This is a genomic window from Pannonibacter phragmitetus DSM 14782 (genome assembly GCF_000382365.1).
GTDB lineage: Bacteria > Pseudomonadota > Alphaproteobacteria > Rhizobiales > Stappiaceae > Pannonibacter > Pannonibacter phragmitetus.
In genome coordinates, this window is sequence record NZ_KB908223.1 from 1 (window position 1) to 20153 (window position 20153).

The 20153-nt window shown below is 61.3% G+C and carries 14 protein-coding genes; 8 read left to right on the forward strand and 6 right to left on the reverse strand.

All coding sequences use genetic code 11. The features are described 5' to 3' along the window. Both H163_RS0113595 and H163_RS24405 read left to right on the forward strand, forming a co-directional pair. Positions 1 to 241, forward strand: a 241-nt coding sequence (locus tag H163_RS0113595; RefSeq protein WP_019965145.1) for an integrase core domain-containing protein, incomplete at its 5' end; no start/stop codon positions are given. Between the two features lie 133 nt (positions 242 to 374). Then, entirely contained in the window at positions 375 to 881 is a 507-nt protein-coding gene (locus H163_RS24405) for a hypothetical protein (protein WP_147290411.1), read from the forward strand. A 240-nt stretch (positions 882 to 1121) separates the two neighbouring features. Here the strand turns inward: H163_RS24405 and H163_RS0113600 are convergent, their stop codons facing one another. From H163_RS0113600 to H163_RS0113610, 3 genes are all read right to left on the reverse strand, one after another. Further along, complete coding sequence (locus tag H163_RS0113600; protein ID WP_019965146.1) at positions 1122 to 2924, reverse strand: NAD(P)/FAD-dependent oxidoreductase; 1803 nt, start codon at positions 2922 to 2924, stop codon at positions 1122 to 1124. Positions 2925 to 3047: 123 nt separating this feature from the next. Continuing rightward, positions 3048 to 4121, reverse strand: a complete 1074-nt coding sequence (locus tag H163_RS0113605; RefSeq protein WP_019965147.1) for a 2,3-butanediol dehydrogenase — start codon at positions 4119 to 4121, stop codon at positions 3048 to 3050. A 361-nt stretch (positions 4122 to 4482) separates the two neighbouring features. Then, on the reverse strand, positions 4483 to 6369 hold the full coding sequence (locus H163_RS0113610) for a sigma-54-dependent Fis family transcriptional regulator (protein WP_019965148.1): 1887 nt from the start codon (positions 6367 to 6369) through the stop codon (positions 4483 to 4485). Between the two features lie 472 nt (positions 6370 to 6841). Here H163_RS0113610 and H163_RS0113615 point away from each other — a divergent pair, with 472 nt between their 5' ends. The 3 genes from H163_RS0113615 (at position 6842) to H163_RS0113625 (ending at position 7867) form a co-directional block, all read left to right on the forward strand. After that, complete coding sequence (locus H163_RS0113615; RefSeq protein WP_026355832.1) at positions 6842 to 7051, forward strand: cold-shock protein; 210 nt, start codon at positions 6842 to 6844, stop codon at positions 7049 to 7051. Positions 7052 to 7184: 133 nt separating this feature from the next. Then, positions 7185 to 7409 carry a hypothetical protein gene (locus H163_RS0113620; protein ID WP_019965150.1) on the forward strand — a complete coding sequence of 75 codons (225 nt, stop codon included), beginning with the start codon at positions 7185 to 7187 and terminating at the stop codon, positions 7407 to 7409. A gap of 77 nt (positions 7410 to 7486) precedes the next feature. Beyond that, positions 7487 to 7867 carry a DUF6481 family protein gene (locus H163_RS0113625; RefSeq protein ID WP_026355833.1) on the forward strand — a complete coding sequence of 127 codons (381 nt, stop codon included), beginning with the start codon at positions 7487 to 7489 and terminating at the stop codon, positions 7865 to 7867. Positions 7868 to 7957: 90 nt separating this feature from the next. Here H163_RS0113625 and H163_RS0113630 read toward each other — a convergent pair whose 3' ends face one another. Continuing rightward, positions 7958 to 9079 carry a GGDEF domain-containing protein gene (locus tag H163_RS0113630; protein ID WP_019965152.1) on the reverse strand — a complete coding sequence of 374 codons (1122 nt, stop codon included), beginning with the start codon at positions 9077 to 9079 and terminating at the stop codon, positions 7958 to 7960. A 282-nt stretch (positions 9080 to 9361) separates the two neighbouring features. On the opposite strand from H163_RS0113630, the gene H163_RS22820 reads away from it, so the two are divergent. Further along, positions 9362 to 10507 carry a GGDEF domain-containing protein gene (locus H163_RS22820; protein WP_019965153.1) on the forward strand — a complete coding sequence of 382 codons (1146 nt, stop codon included), beginning with the start codon at positions 9362 to 9364 and terminating at the stop codon, positions 10505 to 10507. Between the two features lie 587 nt (positions 10508 to 11094). On the opposite strand, the gene H163_RS0113640 is transcribed toward H163_RS22820, so the two are convergent. Together H163_RS0113640 and H163_RS0113645 are read right to left on the reverse strand one after the other, a co-directional pair. Beyond that, positions 11095 to 12726 (reverse strand): methyl-accepting chemotaxis protein, encoded by a 1632-nt coding sequence (locus H163_RS0113640; protein ID WP_051105389.1) that lies wholly within the window; start codon positions 12724 to 12726, stop codon positions 11095 to 11097. 351 nt (positions 12727 to 13077) lie between these two features. Continuing rightward, complete coding sequence (locus tag H163_RS0113645; RefSeq protein WP_019965155.1) at positions 13078 to 13788, reverse strand: substrate-binding periplasmic protein; 711 nt, start codon at positions 13786 to 13788, stop codon at positions 13078 to 13080. A 602-nt stretch (positions 13789 to 14390) separates the two neighbouring features. Between H163_RS0113645 and H163_RS0113650 the strand changes: the two genes are divergently transcribed. Next, the gene (locus H163_RS0113650; RefSeq protein WP_147290410.1) at positions 14391 to 18338 is read left to right on the forward strand and encodes an autotransporter domain-containing protein; all 3948 of its coding nucleotides are present in this window, start codon (positions 14391 to 14393) and stop codon (positions 18336 to 18338) included. 591 nt (positions 18339 to 18929) lie between these two features. After that, entirely contained in the window at positions 18930 to 20132 is a 1203-nt protein-coding gene (locus H163_RS24410; RefSeq protein WP_040678908.1) for an SH3 domain-containing protein, read from the forward strand. Positions 20133 to 20153: the final 21 nt, after the last annotated feature.

A 20153-nucleotide genomic window follows, 5' to 3' on the forward strand; every position in this document is an offset into this window, starting at 1 on the left:
CGGAAGCGTCGGTGATAGTTACGACAACGCCTTGGCCGAGACGATCAATGGCCTCTACAAGGCCGAGGTCATCTGGCGCCAGCGGTCATGGCCGAGCGCGTCGGCCGTCGAAATGGCGACCCTGCGCTGGGTCGATTGGTTCAACAACAACCGCCTGTTCGGCCCCATCGGGCACATCCCGCCCGCAGAGGCCGAAGCCAAATACCATGCAGCCCAAAAGACCCTCGATATGGTTGCATGACTCAAATGAAACTGCCTCCGGAAAACCCGGGACGGTTCACTTCCCCACAAGTTCCCTCTTTTCAGGATGAGTTGAGTTTTCTCCACTTCCTCTCTGTGGTTTCGTTGATCCCAACGATTCGGAGCGCGTCACAATGCAGATCAACTTAGAGGGGTGGGTAGCGGCCTATGCTGCAATTGTCGCAACCGGTGCATTGGCACTCGAAATACGCCGCTGGTTCGAAACGGGCCCCCGGATTTCCGTTCGAGCGCGTGCAGACACGGTTTTACTTGATGGGGACCGAAAGACCGAGGGGCTGATCGCCGTCGATGTCGTGAACCGAGGCGACGCCCCAACTACCCTCAAAAATCTTCTAGTACTTAAATTCCCGAGCCGATGGGATAGATGGCGCATGAATCCATGCCGCACGTTTGTCATTCCCCATCCTCAATCCAATGGCTCACCCCCGATCCTTCCCGACGTTCTTCAACCAGGCCGTGTTTGGACCGGCTTTGTCCCCGATCGACCTGACGTGACTGGGGATATTCAGACCGGGGAATTTTGGGCTGCGGTCTACGCAACAGATAGAGATCGCCCCTATCTGGCTCACATTGCGAAGAAATCGGTGCGCAAAGAGCTTCAAGGAGCAGACAAGATCTAGGCCAATCCCGGAAATCTTTGCTCCTACTTCTGCCCCCCACTCAGACTGGAAGGGCGTGCAAAAATGAAGCCGGCTTTCCACTCTTTCGTCATGGCTGTGCTTGTCCCGGATACCTGCAAGCCTCTGATTTATATAGGTCCTCGGCACAAGGCCGAGGATGACGGGGGAGAGGCCGAAGGCTTGCCGGGAGCTTGAAGGCGCCCGGAGTGCGGGCGCCTTGGATATCAGGAGTGGTCCGGATCAGGACAGGTGGTGCGGCTTGGTCATGCCGTAGACCGGAGTGTCGAGGCCCACGTGGCGGGCTTTCAGCTGCAGCGAGAGATATTGCGAATAGTGGCGGGACTGGTGCAGGTTGCCGCCGTGGAACCACAGCGCCTCCTGCTGCACCGGCTTCCACATGTTGCGCTGCTCGCCTTCCCAGGGGCCGGGATCCTTGGTGGTGTTGGAGCCAAGGCCCCAGCACTTGCCGACCTTGTCCGCCACTTCGCGCGAGATGAGATCGGCGGCCCAGCCGTTCATCGAGCCGTAGCCGGTGGCATAGACCACCAGATCGGCCGGAAGCTCCGTGCCATCCTTCAGCACCACGGCGGTTTCGCTCAGATGCGACACGTCCACGCCGGACTTCAGCTTGATCGAGCCGTCGATGACGAGATCGCAGGCGCCCACATCAATGTAATAGCCGGAGCCCCGGCGCAGGTATTTCATGAAAAGGCCGGAGCCATCATCACCGAAATCAAGCATGAAGCCGGCCTTTTCAAGCGCCGCGTAGAAGTCTGCATCCTGCTCGCGGATCTTGTCATAGATCGGGATCTGGAACTCATGCATGATGCGGTACGGCAGCGAGGCGAAGATGAGATCGGCCTTGCGGGTCGTCATGCCGCCCTGCACCGCACGCTCGGAGTAAAGGTCTCCGAGGCCGATTTCCATCAGCGAGTCCGACTTGACGATGTGGGTGGAGGACCGCTGCACCATGGTGACACCGGCGCCCGCTTCCCACAACGCGGCGCAGATGTCATGCGCCGAATTGTTGGAGCCGATGACCACCACCTTCTTGCCGGCATAGGCATCCGGACCCGGATGCTGCGAGGAATGCTGCTGCTCGCCCTTGAACACGTCCTGTCCGGGGATTTTCGGCACATTGGGCTTGCCGGACATGCCGGTGGCCAGCACCAGCTGCTTTGGCCGCAGCACCACTTCCTCTCCGGCGCGGTCGACGATGACGGTCCACTCGCCGGTCTTCTCGTCATAGTGCGCGGACTTGGCCGTGGTGGAGCCCCAGTAATTCAGCTCCATCACCCTAGTGTACATCTCCAGCCAGTCGCCCACCTTGTCCTTGGGCGTGAAGACGGGCCAGTTCTCCGGGAACGGGATGTAGGGCAGATGGTCGTACCAGACAGGATCATGCAGGCAGAGCGACTTGTAGCGCTTGCGCCAGCTGTCGCCAGGCCGCTCGTTCTTTTCGATGATGATGGCCGGCACACCCAGCTGGCGCAGGCGCGCGCCAAGGGCGATGCCGCCCTGCCCGCCGCCGATGATCACCACATAGGGCTGCACCGAATAACCGAGTTCGGCCGTCTCTGCCTCGCGCTTTTCCTTCCAGGTCTTGCGGTTGCGGTCATGGCCGTGTTCGGCGCCCATGGGGCGGCGGAAGCCCTTCGGCTCCTCATGGCCCTTCAGCTCCGTCATGGTGGTGAGCAGGGTCCAGATCAGCCCGTCCTTGAGGCGGATATGGCCATAGCCGCGCGCCGCGCCGGTTTCGAACTCGAACCAGCCTTCGGTAACACCGCCCGCCTCCGATGCGGCCTCCTTGCTGTCCTGCACGAAGCCGGCGGGTTTGATGGCGGCCAGCTGGCTGGTGAGCATGCTGCGGATCTCGCCGTGGCCTTCCAGCGTCTTCAGGTTCCAGGTGAAGGTCACAAGGTCACGCCAGTAGCATTCGGCCTGAAACAGGTTCACGGCGGCCTCTATATTGCCGCTTTGCAGCGCCTTGCCGAGCCTGGCAAGGACGGTGTCGATCTTCGTTGCGGGGCTGGTATCAAGCATGTCATCTCCTCCATGAGTGCTTGGGGTTTGCAAGGTGGCATGCCCCCGTTGCGGGGGCGCGCCGGGATTGAACCGGCCCGCTCCGCCCAAGCTCCTCTCCCGGGCAGGCGCAGGCCGGCAATCTTATTTCGACAGGTCGATCAGGATCTTCAGCTGGGTGCCGGCCGGGTCGAGCAGGGCGTCGAAGCCTTCCTTCACGGCGGTGCCGAGCGTGATGCGCTTGGTGACGACTTTCGTCGCCGGCAGCAGGCCGGAGGCGATCAGCCGGATGACGCGCTGCCAGTAGTGGGTCGGATAGGCCCAGGAGCCCTTGATCTCCAGATCGCGGAAGGTGACCTGGAACCAGTCGAGCGGGTTGTCATGCGGATGCAGGCCCGTCTGCACGACGACGCCCTGCTTGCGCACCGCATCGGCGCAGGCCTTCAGCGCGTGTTCATTGCCGACGCATTCGATGGCCACATCACAGCCCACCTGCCCTTCGGTCAGCGAGCGGACCACATCGCCCACCTTGTCGCGCTTGGGGTTGATGGTGATGACGTCCGGCAGCACACCCTTGGCCAGTTCCAGCCTTGCATCGTTGAGATCGGAGACGAAGAGCTGCGTGGCACCGGCGGCACGGGCGGCAAGCAGCGTCAGCATGCCGATGGGGCCTGCGCCCGTCACCAGCACGCTGTTGCCCGCCGTCACCCCGCCCCGGTCGCAGGCATAGACGGCAACCGCCGTGGGCTCGACGAGCGCAGCCTCTTCATCCGTCATTTCATCGGGGATTTTCTGGACATTGTACTCGTTGACGAGAGCGGCCTCGGCCATGCCGCCGCCATCCCAGCTGAGGCCGACAAGGGCGAGCTGCGGGCTGAGGTGGAACAGCCCGCGGTCGGCGAAGTAATCGCCCGAACGCGGCATGACGAGCGGCTGGATCGATACCCGGTCGCCGGGAGCAACCGAAGTCACACCATCCCCCACGGCTTCGACAACGCCGCCGAATTCATGGCCGAGAACCTGCGGGCCATGGGCGCCGGTGAAAGGATGCGGCTCGGTGGGAATGAAGATCGGGCCGTAGCTGTATTCGTGCAGATCGGTGCCGCAGATGCCGACGAACCGGTTGCGGACGAGTACCTGTCCCGGCCCCGGCTTCTTCGGCTCGGGAATGTCCTCAAGCCGCAAATCCTTGGCTGCATGAAATCTGAGCGCGCGCATGTTTCCTCCTGTGGCTGCTTCTTGATGCCAGGGGGAATTGCAACGGCCGTGCCAGCGCAGACGGCGGGAAGGCTGATTGAAAAGACAGGATTTTCAGGGCTTGTGACGGCGGCAAGCGCCACAGGTGTGGCGCAACAGCTGTGGCACACGCCACAGTGTGGCGGCTGATATCAAGGCGCTGAGATGCGGACGGATCGGCATTCGTGATATCCGGAGCAGGCCCTTGCGCCGCGCGTCAGCCTCACCGCTCTGGAAGCCGGTTGTTCCCGGATCTCCGCTCCGCTGCGTCCGGGACGACGCCCCAAGTGTGGCGTGGCACAAGCTACGCCACAATCGCGCCCATCACAGGCCCCGATCCGTCCTAATGTGGGCGGCCGATGCCCAGGCGCCTCATCCGGCGGTGCAAGGTGGTGCGGTCGATGCCGAGCCGCCGTGCGGCCTCGGAGACATTGCCCTTGCAGGCGGAGAGCATGGCGCGCAGGCCGTCCCCGTCATTGCCTTCTGCGATAACATGGGGCGAAAGGGTCAGCTGCTCCGGCAGGTCCTCCACCCCGATCACGCCGTCCTCGCAAAGGGCAGCGGCAAAGGCGATGGCATTGTCGAGCTCGCGGATGTTCCCCGGCCAGGAATGGGCGAGCAGCAGCACTCTGGCCTCCGGCGAAAGCCGCAAGGGGCGGCCTCCGGCGGCATGCTTTTCAAGGAGCCGGGCGAGCAGCCAGGGAAAGTCCTCCCGCTCGGACAGCGGCGGCAGTGGCAGAACGGCGGCATTCAGCCGGTAATAGAGATCCTCGCGGAAACTGCCTGCCGCCACAAGGGCTGCCAGTGGCCGGTGAGAGGCGGAGATGACGCGGAAACTCACCTTGCGCGGCACGGAGCCGCCCACGGGCAGAACCTCGCCTTCCGCCAGCACCCGGAGCAGCCGGCTCTGCGCGGCAAAGGGCATGTCACCGATTTCATCCAGGAACAGCGTGCCGCCGCCCGCCTCTTCCACCAGCCCCTTGCGCCCCTTGGCAAGCGCTCCGGTGAAGGCGCCCGGCGCATAGCCGAACAACTCGCTCTCGATCAGCTGTTCCGGGATGGCAGCGCAATTGACGGCGACGAACCGGCCGGAAACACCGCTGACTTCATGGATGATCCGCGCCAGATGCTCCTTGCCGGTGCCCGTCTGCCCCTGAAGCAGCACAGGCAGGCGCGCGGGCGCCAGCTTCATGACCTTGCGCCGCAGGCTGTCCATGGGCGGACAGGCGCCGCCCAGCCGGCTCAGCGCGGGCAAAGCACGCGGCAGGCGGACCGCCGGCTGGCCTGCAATGCGCTGCTGCGGCTCGATGGCATGGGCATAGAGGAACGCGCCGCCACGCAGGGCAATCCTGCGGTCCTGCGGCAGGCTGGCCCGCGTCAGCGAAGCCAGTTCGCCAAACTCCGCTTCAAAGAAATCCGTGACCAGTTGCCCCAGCAGCAGCTCGGGCCTGCGCCAGTCAAGACCACGCGAGCCAGCCAGAAGCTTTGCGCCGCCATGCGTCATGCCGGTGATGCGCCCTGCCCCGTCAACGGCAATCGCCGCTTCCGGGTCCACATCGAGAAACTCCGGCGCTCCGGCAAAGCGCAGCACCAGATCATGCCGGCTGCTGGCCATCAGATTGGCCAGCTCGATCCGCCGCACCGTGGAGGAAACCAGATGGCGCGCCATATTCTGGCTGGTCTTGAGGATCGGCGAGCTCAGCAGCGAGATGTCGAGAACGGCCGCAAGTGAGCCCTGCGTGTCATAGATCGGCGCGGCAGTGCAGGAAAGCGGCGTGTGGGTGATGTCGAAATGGTCGGTCTGGTGGATCGTCAGCGGCTCGCCGGTGGTGATGCAGGCCCCAACCGCACAGGTTCCGGCGCGCGGCTCGGACCATTCCGAGCCCAGATAAAGCCCGGCCTTGCGCAGGTTGTTGTTGAAGGACGGATCGCCCAGAAACTCGACGGTGACGCCCTGACGGTCGGAGAGCAGCAGGACATAGTTCTGCTCCGCCACCTGCCGGTAGAGCCGCTCCAGACCGGATCTTGCGATATGCACCAGATCCTCGGCCTGCTGCCGGTGCTCGCGCAGCCGCGTCTCGGAGACGATCACCGCCTCCCGCGCCTTGGCCGGATCAAGCTGGTAGGTCTCCAGGCAGCGCCGCCAGGAGGCAACGACCACGGCATCCCTGCCCGTGTTGCTGCCCTGCCCGACGCGCTCAATTTCCTTGATGTGATCGGAAAAGCCCATCAAATCACCAGCCCCTCCGGACTGCCTCCCGTGATCTTTGGCCCGATCATAGCCGGGATTGTCTGAACTGCCTAATCCTCGCAGCCTCCTTCTTGGCCCAATCAAAACAGGACAAGAGCCCCGTCAGAAGAGCCATCGCCAGGTTCTCCGGTTAGGACGGCGCGGTCCGAGATCACGAATCCACGTCTTGCACAGGGGCAGAATGCTTGCATCAGGCTTGAAAACGGGAAGATTCAGAATTGTTTTTCCGGCTGAAACCCGGCGTATTTTCGGAAAATCATGTTTTTCAAAAACATAATTTGACAAGACGAAGGCTTTCCATTATGTATTCTTCATCGATATCTTTTTTGCTGAGCTTTGGTTATCACGCGATCAACATCGCGCAGAACGAACACTCCCTCTAAAGCATCGTTATCACCGCCTGCAGGCCTTCCGGCTTGCGGCTTTTCTCTATGCTATGAAAGGGTTCATCATGACCACTGGCACAGTAAAATGGTTCAATTCCACCAAGGGTTTCGGCTTCATCGAGCCTGACAACGGCGGCCCGGACGCCTTCGTTCACATCTCGGCCGTCGAACGGTCCGGCATGCGCGAAATCGTGGAAGGCCAGAAGCTTTCCTATGACATGGAGCGCGACAACAAGTCGGGCAAGATGTCTGCCTGCAATCTGCAGGCCGCCTGATAGATCCGGGATCTGCTTTCCCTTGACCACGGATGTACTGGCATTGCCGAAAGCATGAGACCAAACAAGGTCAGGCAGTTTGCCTGGCCTTTTTTGTTGCCCGCTGCTGCGGGCAACGTCCGGAAGGATCCCCATGACCGACAAGCACAGCAAGTCCCGCCAGCAGGCAGAAACGGCCTTTGGCCGGGAACAGTCGCAGTTCTTTGCCCGCACCCGTGCCTTTGAAGAGCTGGACGCGATCACGGCCGCGCGTGACGAAAAGACCCTGAGACTGCGGGAAGCACGGCTTGCCAGGGAACTGAGCGAGAGCCTCGCAGCTGCCGCCAAATCCCCCGCCAAACGGACCAAACGGACCTGACCGCGAGGCCCGTTGCACCGGCAGCTGGTGACCTTGCATGAAAAAGCCAAGGCGGAACCGCCTGATGGAGTGAAGACTTGAGAGACATGACGAACAACGGCCATTCCGGCCGCCGCAGCACAGCCTCCGACGCGAAGGCAGCTCTTGTGCAGGCTTACCGCGCCGCAAAGGAAGCAGCCGGACCGGAGCGCGAAGCAAAACAGGCCGAGCGGATCAGGATCGCGGAAGCCCGTGATGCCCGCCGGGCAGAGCGCGCAAAGGCAAAGCTGGATGAACAGAACCGGGCCGCGAACGAAGCCGCCCTCAAGGCCGCCGAAGCAGAAGCCGCAGCCAGAGCCGAAACCGAAGCGCGCGAACTGGCCGACAGAAACCGCGCTGCCCGCGTCCTCGAAGATGAAGCTGCCCGCAAGGCCGAGCGTGACCGGCGCTATGCCAACCGGAAAGCCCGTCAGGCCTGAGAATAGACCTGGGAATTGGCCCAGGGGCAGGTCCGCGTTTCTCTGGCAGGGAGCCCTTTCACGCCGCTCCCTGTTCAGGCGTTTGCCGGATCACGCGGCCCCATAAAGCACCGCCTTGTCGCGGCCGCTTTGCTTGGCAAGGTAAAGTGCTTCGTCGGCCCTGTGCCGCAAGGCGCGGGCATCCTCCGCCCCGTTCCAGACGGCAACACCGAGACTGGCGCTGGTTGTGACGGCAGCCGCGTCAGGGCCGAATGTGAGTGACTTCACGGCCTGCCGGATCTGTTCAGCCCCAGCAAAGGCAGTTTCTTCCGTCTGGCCGCGCAGGAACAGGCAGAACTCCTCGCCCCCAAGGCGGCCCAGAAGCGCACGCGGACCGGCAGCGCCTGCAATCGCCTGCGCCACGCCGGTCAGCACAACATCTCCGGCCTCATGGCCGAAACGGTCGTTGATGCTCTTGAAATGGTCGATGTCCAGCATGATGAAGGCGTCACCCGGCTGCATGTGCTGCGGCAGCGACGCCAGAAAACACTGCCGGTTCGGCACGCCGGTGAGCGCGTCGGTGTTGGCCAGACGCTTCAGCTTGGCCTCCGCCCGCTCCTGCACCAGTACCACCACGAAGAGCGCAATGGCGAACTTGCAGATGATCAGCATGAAGAACAAGTGGCGCGGATCGGGCAGGCCGAGGCCCGGGGCTCCCAGCGCCAGCGCTGCCAGAACGCAGAAAACAATGGACGTCAGCAGCGCCCCCAACAGGCCGAAACGGGCCGGAAGATGGTCCCGCAGATAATCCCGGAAGATGACCAGCGCAGCGGCCGCCAGAAAAATGGCAGTGGTCAGATTGAACAGCACAGCCCGCACGGTGTTGTCCGGGTACCACTCCATCCGCCAGACCAGAAGAACGAGTGCCAGCGCGGCGGCGCCTGCCGCCCAGTCCCCCACCCACCGGCGGCGGCTGCTCAGTTGCACCAGCCCTGCAGCGATCAGCGCATATCCGCCTGCTCCGGCCGCAAAACTGCCCATCGTCCACATGATGAAGGCCACCAGCCCCTGTTCACCCCACCCGGCCAGTGTCGAGCTAAAAGCGAGAACTGCAAAGCCTGCAGCCAGAAAGTCCAGCCCCGGCTCCTGCGACCGGCAGCGCATATAGGCAAAACAGACTGCTCCAACGATCAGCGAGGACTTGTAGAGCAGGAGAATCGTCGCAAGATCCATCTTCAATCCAGGAACCAGCCAAGCATAGTCCAGCGGATACTGCAGAAGAGCTACTTTTGCGTGAACTTACAATATCTCCGCTCAGCCTGACGCAAATGAGGATGGAGGGAACAGATGCCTCCGGGAGAAAACAGTGCCGCACCACCTGGAAATACTATAAATCACAATCCTTCGGCATTTCATGCGGGCTGACACCGGAAAGTCAGGAAAACCTTCACACTTGCACAGTATCCAGCATTGGTAAAAACCACGAAGCGGCAATAACTTCAGAGCAGCATCACGATGAACGGCGCAGCATTTTTCCTGATGGTGAATTTCGCTGTCGCCCTGTCCTTCAGCGCCGTATTTTTCGTCGCCGCCCGGCGCAGCCAGTTTCCTCTTGCAGCAAGATGGATTGGCGCTGGCTTTTGTGTGGCTTCACTCTCTGCCCTGTGCGAGCTGCTTGTCGCCTATGCAGGGCCGCCCCGGCTGTGGGCGCTGGGGGCCTTTGCCACCGTTCTGTTCGGGCTGACCATGATGACCGCCGGGATCGGCGAAATGTACCGCCGCCGGATCGATGTCAGGGGCATTGCCGTCTTCCTCTCCGCCAGCCTGTTTCTCGGTTACATCATTTACGATCTGCCAAGGGGCACGCCGCTTCACGCCTTCCTCTATCAGGCACCTTTTGCCACCACGGTACTTGTTGGCGCCCTTGTCGTGTTGTCAGCTCCGCACCGCACGGGGCTTGACCGTTTTCTCGGCATCCTGCTGCTGGCCACCGGCCTGCATTTCCTGGCCAAGGCGGGGTTCGCAGTCGTCTTCGGAGCCGGCAGCACTGCCAAGGACTATGTTCACACGAACTATGCGCTCATCTCGCAAAGTCTGACGGCCGTTCTGATGGTCGCCACTGGATTGACTCTGCTGGCGAAGCTCGTGCTCGAGATCATGGCCCTGCAGCAGACGCAATCAGAGCTCGACAGTCTGTCGGGCCTTGCCAACCGGCGCGGATTTGACCGGCGTGCCGATGTTCTGCTGCGCGAGGATCCGCATGGCCCCCACGCCATCATCCTGTGCGATCTGGATCATTTCAAACAGATCAACGACACTTTTGGCCACCATGCAGGTGATGCGGTGATCAGGGGTTTTGGCGAGCGGCTGCGCGCCTGTGCCGGGATCAAAGCCGTGGCCAGCCGCATGGGCGGGGAGGAATTTGCCCTGTTCCTGCCCGGAATGGATGTTGAAGCCGCCGTCCAGATTGCACAGCGCCTGCGGCTGGAGGTCATGTCTCTGCCGGACCTGCCGCATGATCTCAAGGTGACTGCCAGCTTCGGCGTTGCGCCGGTGCCCTTCCAGACCAGCCTTGCGGAGGCCTGCCGCCTCGCCGACCAGGCGCTTTACAGAGCCAAGAATACCGGACGAAACAGGGTCAAGCTTGCAGCAGCCAGTTAGGTCCAGTTCCCCGGATGAGCCAAGAGTGCGGGCGGGCCCGGCAGCAGCGGGTGGAGTTTCCCGAGAGCGTTCAGGGCGCCGGAACGGCACCGGCTTTCAGGGATGCGCGGATGAGACCGTATTCATCCGTTGAGATTTAAGGCGTGAACTCGCAGAGCATCTGGCCCCCCTTCCGCTTCAAGGCATGACTCCCCATCCGGCTGGTTGAGGCCGATGAGCTTGAAATTGCCGGTCATCGGGGATGAAGTCCACCTTGGTTATAGTGGCAACCACATTGCGGAACTCTTCCACACGCCGCGCGTGGCTGAAGTCTTTCGACCGTATCGACAGAACCGCCATACCGCCACCCTCCCCCGCAGAACCAACAGACCGGTCTTCTGCTTGAGAGGACTATAGCAAATGCGGGAGCGCGCCACCTGTGACGAAAGTCACGCATGGGAAGCTGCGCGCGGGAGCTTCACGGCTTGCCGGAGCAGCCAGAGCAACCAGAGCGGATCTGCGGGCCGCAGCAACAACGGCTGCCTTCAAACATGAATCAGGCTCCGGAGCGGGCCCCGGAGCCTGTGCCATTGCGCGGCTGCGCAAGATCATGCAGCGCTGACGCGGCGCAGGAAATCGTCGATGTTGCCAGCCAGACGGCGGGTCCTCTCCGAGACATCACCCGACGAGCGCGACACATCGGCTGCGGCGGAAGATGTCTCCTCGACCGCATGCTTGACGCTGGTCATGTTGACCGTGATCTCGCGGGTTCCGGAGGCCACTTCCTGCACAGAGTTGCTGATCTCGGTGGTGGCCAGCCCCTGCTGCTCCAGCGAACGGGAAATGGCATCGGTGTACTCGTTGACCCGGACCATGGTTCTGGCAATTTCGTCGATCGCTGCCACGGAGCCGGTGGAAGCATCCTGAATGGCCGTGATCTGGGCCGCGATCTCTTCGGTCGCCTTTGACGTCTGGGTCGCCAGATCCTTGACCTCGGCGGCCACGACCGCAAAGCCCCGGCCAGCCTCGCCAGCGCGCGCGGCCTCGATGGTGGCGTTGAGGGCCAGCAGATTGGTCTGTTCGGCGATATCCTGGATCAGCTGCAGCACGGCGCCGATCCGCTGGGCAGAGGCGGCAAGCCCGGCGACCTGCTGGTTGGCGGAAGCTGCCTTGATGTTGGCCGCGGAGACAACATCACTGGTGTCTGCGATCTGCCGCGAGATTTCGCCGATGGAGGCCGACAGCTCTTCCGCAGCCGAGGCAACGGTCTGCACGCTGGCATAGGCCTGCTCGGTTGCGGCAGCGACAGAGGCGGTGCGGCTGAAGGTATCCCTCGACATGCCGAGCAGCTGGTCCGAAATCTGCGCCATGGCGGCGGTTGACTGCTGCACCGGCTCGAGCAGCTGGCTCGAGTCATTGCGGAAACCGGCGATCAGCGCCTCGAGCGCAGCCTGGCGCTCACGCTCCTTCTCGTAGGCTGCGGCCTGCTCCCCTTCAAGTTCGCGCTGGCGCCGGCCATTGTGCCGGAACACTTCCACGGTCTTGGCCATCTGCCCCAGCTCGTCGGCCCGGTCGAGGCAAGGCACCTCGCAGTCGAGCTGACCATCGGCCAGCGTCAGCATGGTGCGCGACAGCTGCGCAATCGGCTTGGCAATCCGGCGGATCAGGAGGAACAGGCACAGCGACACGATCACGATCGCAGCCAAAGTCAAAGTCAGTGAGGTTGTCAGCGCCTCGGTCCGGGCGCTGGTGACGAACTGACGGTCAAACGCCACATAGGCACTGCCGATCCGGGTCTGCTTGCCACCGCCGTCACGCATGACCGGCTTGATGCCGACGATATATCCCGGCGTCATGATGAACTTGGTGCGCCCGTCATCCGCAGGCGCCTGATCTTCGGCAGCCACATTGGCAAGCAGATCCTGCCCGGCGGCACCGGCCCGGTCAATCACGGCAAAGATCGAGCCGCTCTCCTCCCGCACGACTGCCCAGGAAAAACGCGGGTTATCCAGAAGCGGCCTCAGAACGGTCTTGGCCAGATCCGCATTGAAATCCCAGATCGCGTTGCCGAGCGCGAGATTCGAGAGCTCCGTGCTCAGCTGGATCTCGGACCGGAAGGATGCCTCCACCGTCTCAATCTGCTTGGCACCCGTGACATAGGAGAACCCGGCAAAAGCCACGGCGACAACCGCCACGACAGGCGCAATGGTAGCAAATTTTACGGACTGCCAAAATTTCATGGTACATCCCCATCTGAATTTGCAGAATTGTTACTTATACTGACAAACGAAGTCTTAATTACGCATATGACTGCAGATAAATATTCCTGACCCAAATGTTCAAATGAAAATATACTGACAATTTCAGACTTTCATCTGATCTCATCGTCAGTTGCGAGGATGTGCCTGCGCCTATACCTGTGCCTATGACTTTGCCCGGCAGCATGACGGCGCCCCCCTGCCTCGCAGCCCGGAGGTCACACCATCAAACGGCAGGTCTCTCACCAGCAGACCTGGCCTCAGGGAGACGCCAGGCAGGATCTTAAGGCAACAGGCCCCGGCAGCAGCACCCCGCAGCCGGGGCAAAGCGCCTTAGAGGCCGCTGTCGAAGGCGTCGCGCGCCTTGCGGCCATCGTCCGAGTTCTTGAAGCAGACATGCAGACCATGCTCCTTCAGCAGAACATCATTGAAGGAAAGCTTGGCAGCAACGGCAGACACCTGCGGATCGGTCTTGGCAAGATGCTCGAAGACCAGCTTGTCGACCACAGCAGCGTCCGTGCGCCCGCCAGCGGCCTTCAGGATGTTCTGCACATCGCTGTCCGCCTCATCGACCTTGATCTCGCCCTTTGCGGCCATGGCATCGAACTGTTCTTCGTTGTTGTAGCCGCGCACCACGCCGATCTTGTAGGCCTTCAGATCATCCAGCGATTTCCAGGTGATGGGCTTGTCTGCAAGCTGGATGAACCCGACAGGGCTGATGCCGAAGGACTTGGAGAACAGGCAGCGGCTGCCGCCTTTGTCGGCATCGGAGTCAGAGCTGTAATATTCCGGGAACACCCCGATCCAGGCCGGATCTTCCGCAGCCATCTTCACGGCGCGGTTCCAGGGAAAGACCGCCACTTCCGCGCTGTGACCTGCCTTTGAGAAGGTGCCCTTCACCGCATCGGGGCTGGTGCCGGAGCCGTCAGCCATGACATAGGGCGGCCACTCCAGCGTGGTGAGCTTGTAGGAGTCGGCAAGCACCGGCGATGCAGCAAGGAGCAGGGAGGCGGCGATTCCGGTCTTCAGCAAGGTGGTCGGCATATTGTCTTCCCCGTATTGAAAAAATGCAGATGCAGCGCCCCGTCTCTTTGTCTCTACCGCATCAGATCAACAGCAGCCCTGCGAAGAGGACGCTAGACTTACTCCGTTAAAAATCAGCCAACACTCAACGGAATAAAAAGCCATCTTTACTTCCTTAGCAGGCAAACAAAGTCAATTATACTCAATATCTATTTATTTCACACGAAAAATGCACGTTTTTGCGAGAATTTATCAGCGTATTGCTGGACTTGATACATCAAGCCCGGCTTAGCTCTGCATCCCACCCCTCCCGGGCGCAATCTTCGGCCCCGGCGTCACTGGCATCACACGTGGATAACCCCTGTTTGCCTTGTTCAAATCAGCCATGAGTGCCCCTTTGCCGGGCCTTTCCGGTGTACCGTGAATGCAGTTTTCCTGTCCTTTTCCGCTCCCCGGCCGGGGCGCGGGGAAGCGGACCGGAATCCGTACGAAAGTTCGTTGCCAGTGGGCACGGGTGAGCCGCCACGCAGCCAGTGCGTACAGGCGCTCATCCGGCTGATTGCGGCCATCCGGCCCCTTCAAGCAGGCTGCGCAAGAGACGTGACCGCATGCCGGAGGGCCCGATGCAGCATTCCTGGAGTTTTACCGATTTCCGCAAGGGGCGGGGCTTCCCTCAGGCTCTTCCTGCGATCAGACCGGGCGTGCGCGCCGTCCTTCTGAACTCGGCCTTTGTGCCCCTGGCCGCAATCAGTGCGGCAACGGCCCTCTCCCTCACCGGCGGTCAGGCTTTGGCCGCAACCTACACCGTGACACAGACCACGGACGACGGCTCGGGTACCACGCCCGGCAGCTTGAGCTGGGCAATTCTCAATGCAGTGTCTGATGGCGATTTCATATTCATCTCGCCAGGTGTCTCCAGGATCACCGTTACAGGTGGCGCACTGCCCGGTCTTCAAGCCAGCGTGACAATTGCGGCGGAGCAAGCTGTCGAGATAACGGGTGCATCGCTCTCCAGCAACACGGCCTCCTCGCTGGAGCTGTCCGGAGCAAGCTTATCGCAGGCTGTCACCACCGGCTTGTCCGGGAGCATTCTGGCGGCGCCGGGTGATCCAGGATCATCAACCACAGGTCAGGATGGCGGCAGCGGGCAAAACGGCGCGACAGCCCTGTCTGCACAGGGCTCTGCCGTCACCAGCAGCGCCGGGTTGACCGGCGGAGATGGCGGACGGGGCGGACAGGGAGCAGATTCCAGTTCTGCAAACATCAGTTTTGCCGGTGGTACCGGCGGTACAGGCGGTACGGCTCTGGACGTTAGCCATTCTCAGATCACAAACACGGGGACGCTCACGGGCGGGAACGGCGGACTGGGCGGCCCCGGTGGCGACAATACAAGCAACAACAGAGACGGCGGCTTTGGCGGCACAGGCGGGACCGGCGGGCTCGGAGCCTCAGGCAGCCATTTCACCTTGACCAATACTGGAACGATTTCCGGTGGCGGTGGTGGCCGCTCCGGTATCGGCGGCAATGGAATATACACTCACTACGACGGCACTCAGACACCGAATTGGAGTGGTTTCGGCGCAGGCGGGATGGGAGGAACAGGCGTCTCGGGCACAGACATGACCCTTATGAACAGCGGAACGATTACCGGCGGGAGTGGTTTCGATGGCGAAGTTACTGTGCCTTCCTACGTTTCGAATGCCTACTATGTCGGCAATGGTGGCGCAGCTGGTGCGGGAATTGTTTCCGTGGACTCGACCATCACGAACACCGGTAGAATTTCTGGCGGCAATGGCGGCGCTTCCGGCTATGCAAACACCGCCTTTATCAACCCCGGGGTCGGTGGTGCTGCTGGCACGGCTGGCATAGGCATCTCCGGCTTGAGCACCACCATCGTCAACAGCGGTACGATTTCTGGCGGCGTTGGAGGCACGCGCTTTTCGCCAACCAGTTTGACGGTCGCAGGTCCGGCCGGTGCAGGCGGCGCAGGCATTAGCGGCAGCAACCTGACGATCGTCAACAGCGGCACGATATCCGGGGGCCTTTCCGGAGATGGGAAGACCAGGGCCAACGCCATCGAATTCACCTCCGGCAGCAACTCTCTGGAGCTTCAGGCCGGTTCGGTCATTACCGGCAACGTGGTTGCCAATGGCAGCTCGGACACACTGATCCTGGGCGGCAGTGGCAGTGTCAACTCCAGCTCCAACTTTGACCTCAGCAGCATCGGGACGCAATACACCGGCTTCGAGGCCTACTCCAAGAGCGGCACGTCCTACTGGATGGTGACAGGCGCCACAGCGAATGGCGCTCCCCTTTCGGCTCTCTCTGTCTCCGGCGGCACATTGGACTTTTTCGGCAGCAGCACCTCAGCCCTGGTGACAACCCTCAGCGTTGACGGCGGGACACTGCGGATTTCCAATGGCGCGGCACTGACCAACGCCAGTGGCAGTACCGTCATCGGCAAGGCCTCCGGTTCGAACGGGACCATCATCGTTGCCGGATCAGGATCGGTATGGAACGTGGCATCGGGCAGCAGCTCGTCCCTGAGCGTCGGAGGGCAAGGCACGGGTGTGCTGACGATCTCTGACGGCGGAACCGTCTCAGCCGGTGGCGGCAGCGGATTGGTCCAGATTGGCGCCAGCGGGGCGGTGAACATCGGCGCGGCTGCCGGCGAAACGGCAAAGGCGCCGGGAACCCTGTCGGCTGATATCATATTTTTCAATGGCGCGAACGGCGTGCTTGTCTTCAACCATACGGACATGAACTACCAGTTCAATGTCAATGCCGGCAGCACCGGCACGATGGCATTCTATTCCGGTGTCACCACATTGACCGGTGATTACTCTGGTTTCACCGGCCCGCAGCCCTTGTATGGAAAAGGCGATTACATTGCAGGAAACGGCATTGCCGAAATCTACAAGACCGGCGCCTTGAATCTTACGTCTGCCTATGGCGGAGCTGTTGGTCTCAACAAGGGTGTCGTCTTTCAGGCGACCGGGACTCACGACAACTATTTTCTTGTTCGGTCCGGTGGCACGCTCGGCGGATCCGGGACGATTGGCGGAGTGACGGTCTTCTCCGGAGGCACGATGGCCCCGGCCAATGCCACTGGCACGCTGTCGGCCAACAATGTTGAATTCCAGACCGGCTCGACATTCCAGGTTGAGCTGGCGGCTGCCGGGGGATCCGGCAAGCTGGTGTCCATAGGAATAGTTAATATCGATGATGGAGCGAAACTGTCCATCCTCTCGGACACCGCTTCAACCTACAGCACGGCGATCAGCTATTCGATCCTCGAAGCTCAGGCATTTCTGGTGGGCACATTCCAGAGCGTCACGGACAATTTCGTGTTTCTGGATCCTGCGGTAGAATATGCCACTCAAGGCGTGACGCTCACCCTCACCCGCGCCACCACACCCGACGGGGTCTTGCTGTCCTTCGCCTCCAGGGCCTCGGGACCAAACGGCAAATCGGCCGCTGATGCGATCGACGCCGCCGGCGCGGGGGCGCTGCATGATGCCGTTCTGTCGATGCGCGAGGGCGAGCCGGAGCAGGCCTTCCAGATGCTGTCCGGCGAGGCCCATGCGACGGTGCAGCGCACCGTCATGTCCGCCAGCAGCACCAGCCGCACCAGCATGACGCAGCGGATCATCACCGCCACCGGAGGGGTAGGCGGGTCCACGGGCACGCAGGTCTCCATGGCCTTCAACGGCAAGGGCGGCGTGCCGCTGGCAAGGCAGATCGATGCCCGGGTCTGGAGCCAGGCCACCGGCGGCTGGGGCAGGACGGATGCCACCGCAAGCACCGCAGCTGCCGAAAGCTATGGCGGCGGCTTCCTCACCGGCCTTGATGCGGAAATCCTCCCCGGCTGGCGCACCGGCCTGATGGCCGGCTATTCCAGAAACCAGTTCAGCTCTGCGGCAAACAGCGCCAGCGGCTCTGCGGACACCTATCAGGCCGGTGTCTATGCAGGCACGCAGATGGATGCCATCGGCCTGCGGCTGGGGGCAAGCTATGCCTGGCACACTCTGGACACCCGCCGCAATGTGGCCTTCACCGGTTTTGCTGACCGGCTGGCGGCGGCCTACAGCGCCTCGACCGCGCAGGCCTTTGCCGAGATCGGCTATGCCCTGCATCTGACCCCGGCCACCGTGGAGCCCTTTGCCGGCATTGCCGTCATCAACCAGCACACGGACGGCTTCACCGAAACGGGCGGCCCGGCAGCGCTCAACAGCCGCAGCAGCAACGATGTTCTGGGTGTGACCACGCTGGGCCTGCGCGGTGAAGCGGCCATCGGCCGGATCAGCGGCTTCACGGCCTCGCTCACCGGCACGCTTGCCTGGCGCCACGCCTTCGGCGACGTCACCCCCTCGTCCACCCTGCGCTTTGCCAATGGCGGGGATGCCTTCACCGTTTCCGGCACACCGCTGGACCGGGACGCGGCGCTGTTCGAGGCGGGGCTGTCGCTGAAGAACGATCAAGCCCTCGGCCTCACCCTCGCCTACCAGGGCGAACTGGGCACCACCACCCAAACCCACGCAGGCCGCCTCAGCCTGCAGTACAGGTTCTGAGGGGCGGGAGAAATGGGGGGCGGACTGCACCACACAGGCTTGCCCCGCTCTCGATGTGTCAAACTCATCGAGTGCGGGTCTCACTCCTCCCCGAAGAAATCCTCATCCAGCCGCTTGAACTCGACCTGCTCCCCAGTTTGTGCTCGTTTAGAAGTTAATTCTGTTCAGGGTTTGGTCCATTACTGACCGATTGAGGAACTCCCGCGGGGCGATCATGCCGTCACGGCGACCGTCCAAGCCCGCGCAGCACCTAAGCAAGTTCAAGGCGTGATGCGCCAGCATCTCAGCCCCCTGGCATCAGCCTCTCTGTCAGCGGGGCAGCTGTTTCCGGGCTTTTGTTTCCGGGCTTCATCGCCTGTCTCAAAAGGCCCAGCTGACGCCACAGCCAACACGTGCCCCGCCACCTACGGCAGCAACACCGGCCAGCGTAAACTCGGACAGCACGTCATCTTGCCTCGCGGCAGCTATCTATTGGCGGATCGGGGCTTAGCGCCTAAGCAAAACAAAATCGCAAGCACTTCTATCTAAGATTGACCTAATGCCTCGAGCACGCATAACCTGATTGGGTAATAACGAGCCGGGGGAGCCAAGGTGTGGTGGCGTAGTTTTTTCTGTTTTTGTTCATTGGTAATGCTACCCACAAGCCAAGCTTGGTCGCTTACTTTTGAACCGCTCACCATCGATTCGGAGACAGCTCTTATCGTTGTCTCGGGCCCCTTCGAGGCGTACGAGGACTTCACACCATTCTTCAAGGTAATAGACAGCCTTGGACGACGCTCAGCAATAGTGACATTCGATTCACCGGGCGGGAACCCATCAAAGGCAATAGAACTTGGACGTATTATCCGGGCGCTGAAGCTTCCAACCTTGCAGACACGCTCACGTATCTGCGCTTCTGCCTGTGCTTTGGCCTTTATCGGAGGCATTGTACGAGGGGCCGAAGCTGGCTCAATAGGCGTTCACAAATCTTCATTTGCAGATACATCAGGAATGACAGTTGATGGCGCCGTCTCTTACGTTCAGCATCAAATGGCTGAGACAATTTCTTATCTGCTCGAAATGGGAGTAGAACCCGGTCTCCTTCAGCTTTCTCTCAGATACGAGCAGGACGACATACGCTTTCTTTCAAAGAGCGAAATGCAGGAATACCGCGTCACAACGTTTGATCTTAGCAAAGGAATAGGAACAACTACTGCCACATCCCAACCGCGCAATACAACTCCCTCGCACCCCCAAGCAGCGCCACCACATAGCACCAGCAGTTCAGCGAGCAGGGCATTGCCCGATTACAGGGTTGCACCCAATGATACTCGTTTTCGCATTCCGCTGGCACAATCGGGCATGGTGTATGTTCCCAAGGGGCGAGAGCATCTCCGGTCTGCAGAAAACCAGTCATCCGCCAAAATTGTTGAATTGAAGAATGGAGATCCCGTCGAAATTCTATCGGTCGGCGAGCGCTGGTATCATGTGCGAGTACTAGGTAAAGTCGGGTACCTGCACCACAATTGGGTCCGCGTCGATCAGTTTGTGCAACGCCCCTTCGACCATCGCTTCATCCAAATCAAGAGCTTTGACAACTTCGCAGAGGCAGAATATTTCGTCATAAATTCGGATTTACCACTTACTGCATATCTTGCGACAAATAACTGGTTTGCCATAGCTCTCGCGGGAACCTTCCCCTTAGAGAGAGCCAAGACATTGCTAGATAATTTAAAGACACAACAGCTTGTACCAAACGATGCGTTTGTGACGGTGGGCAACACCTACGTCAACGCAGTTTGCTGTGAGCGATAAAAGCCCAATGACGAGCCTGAT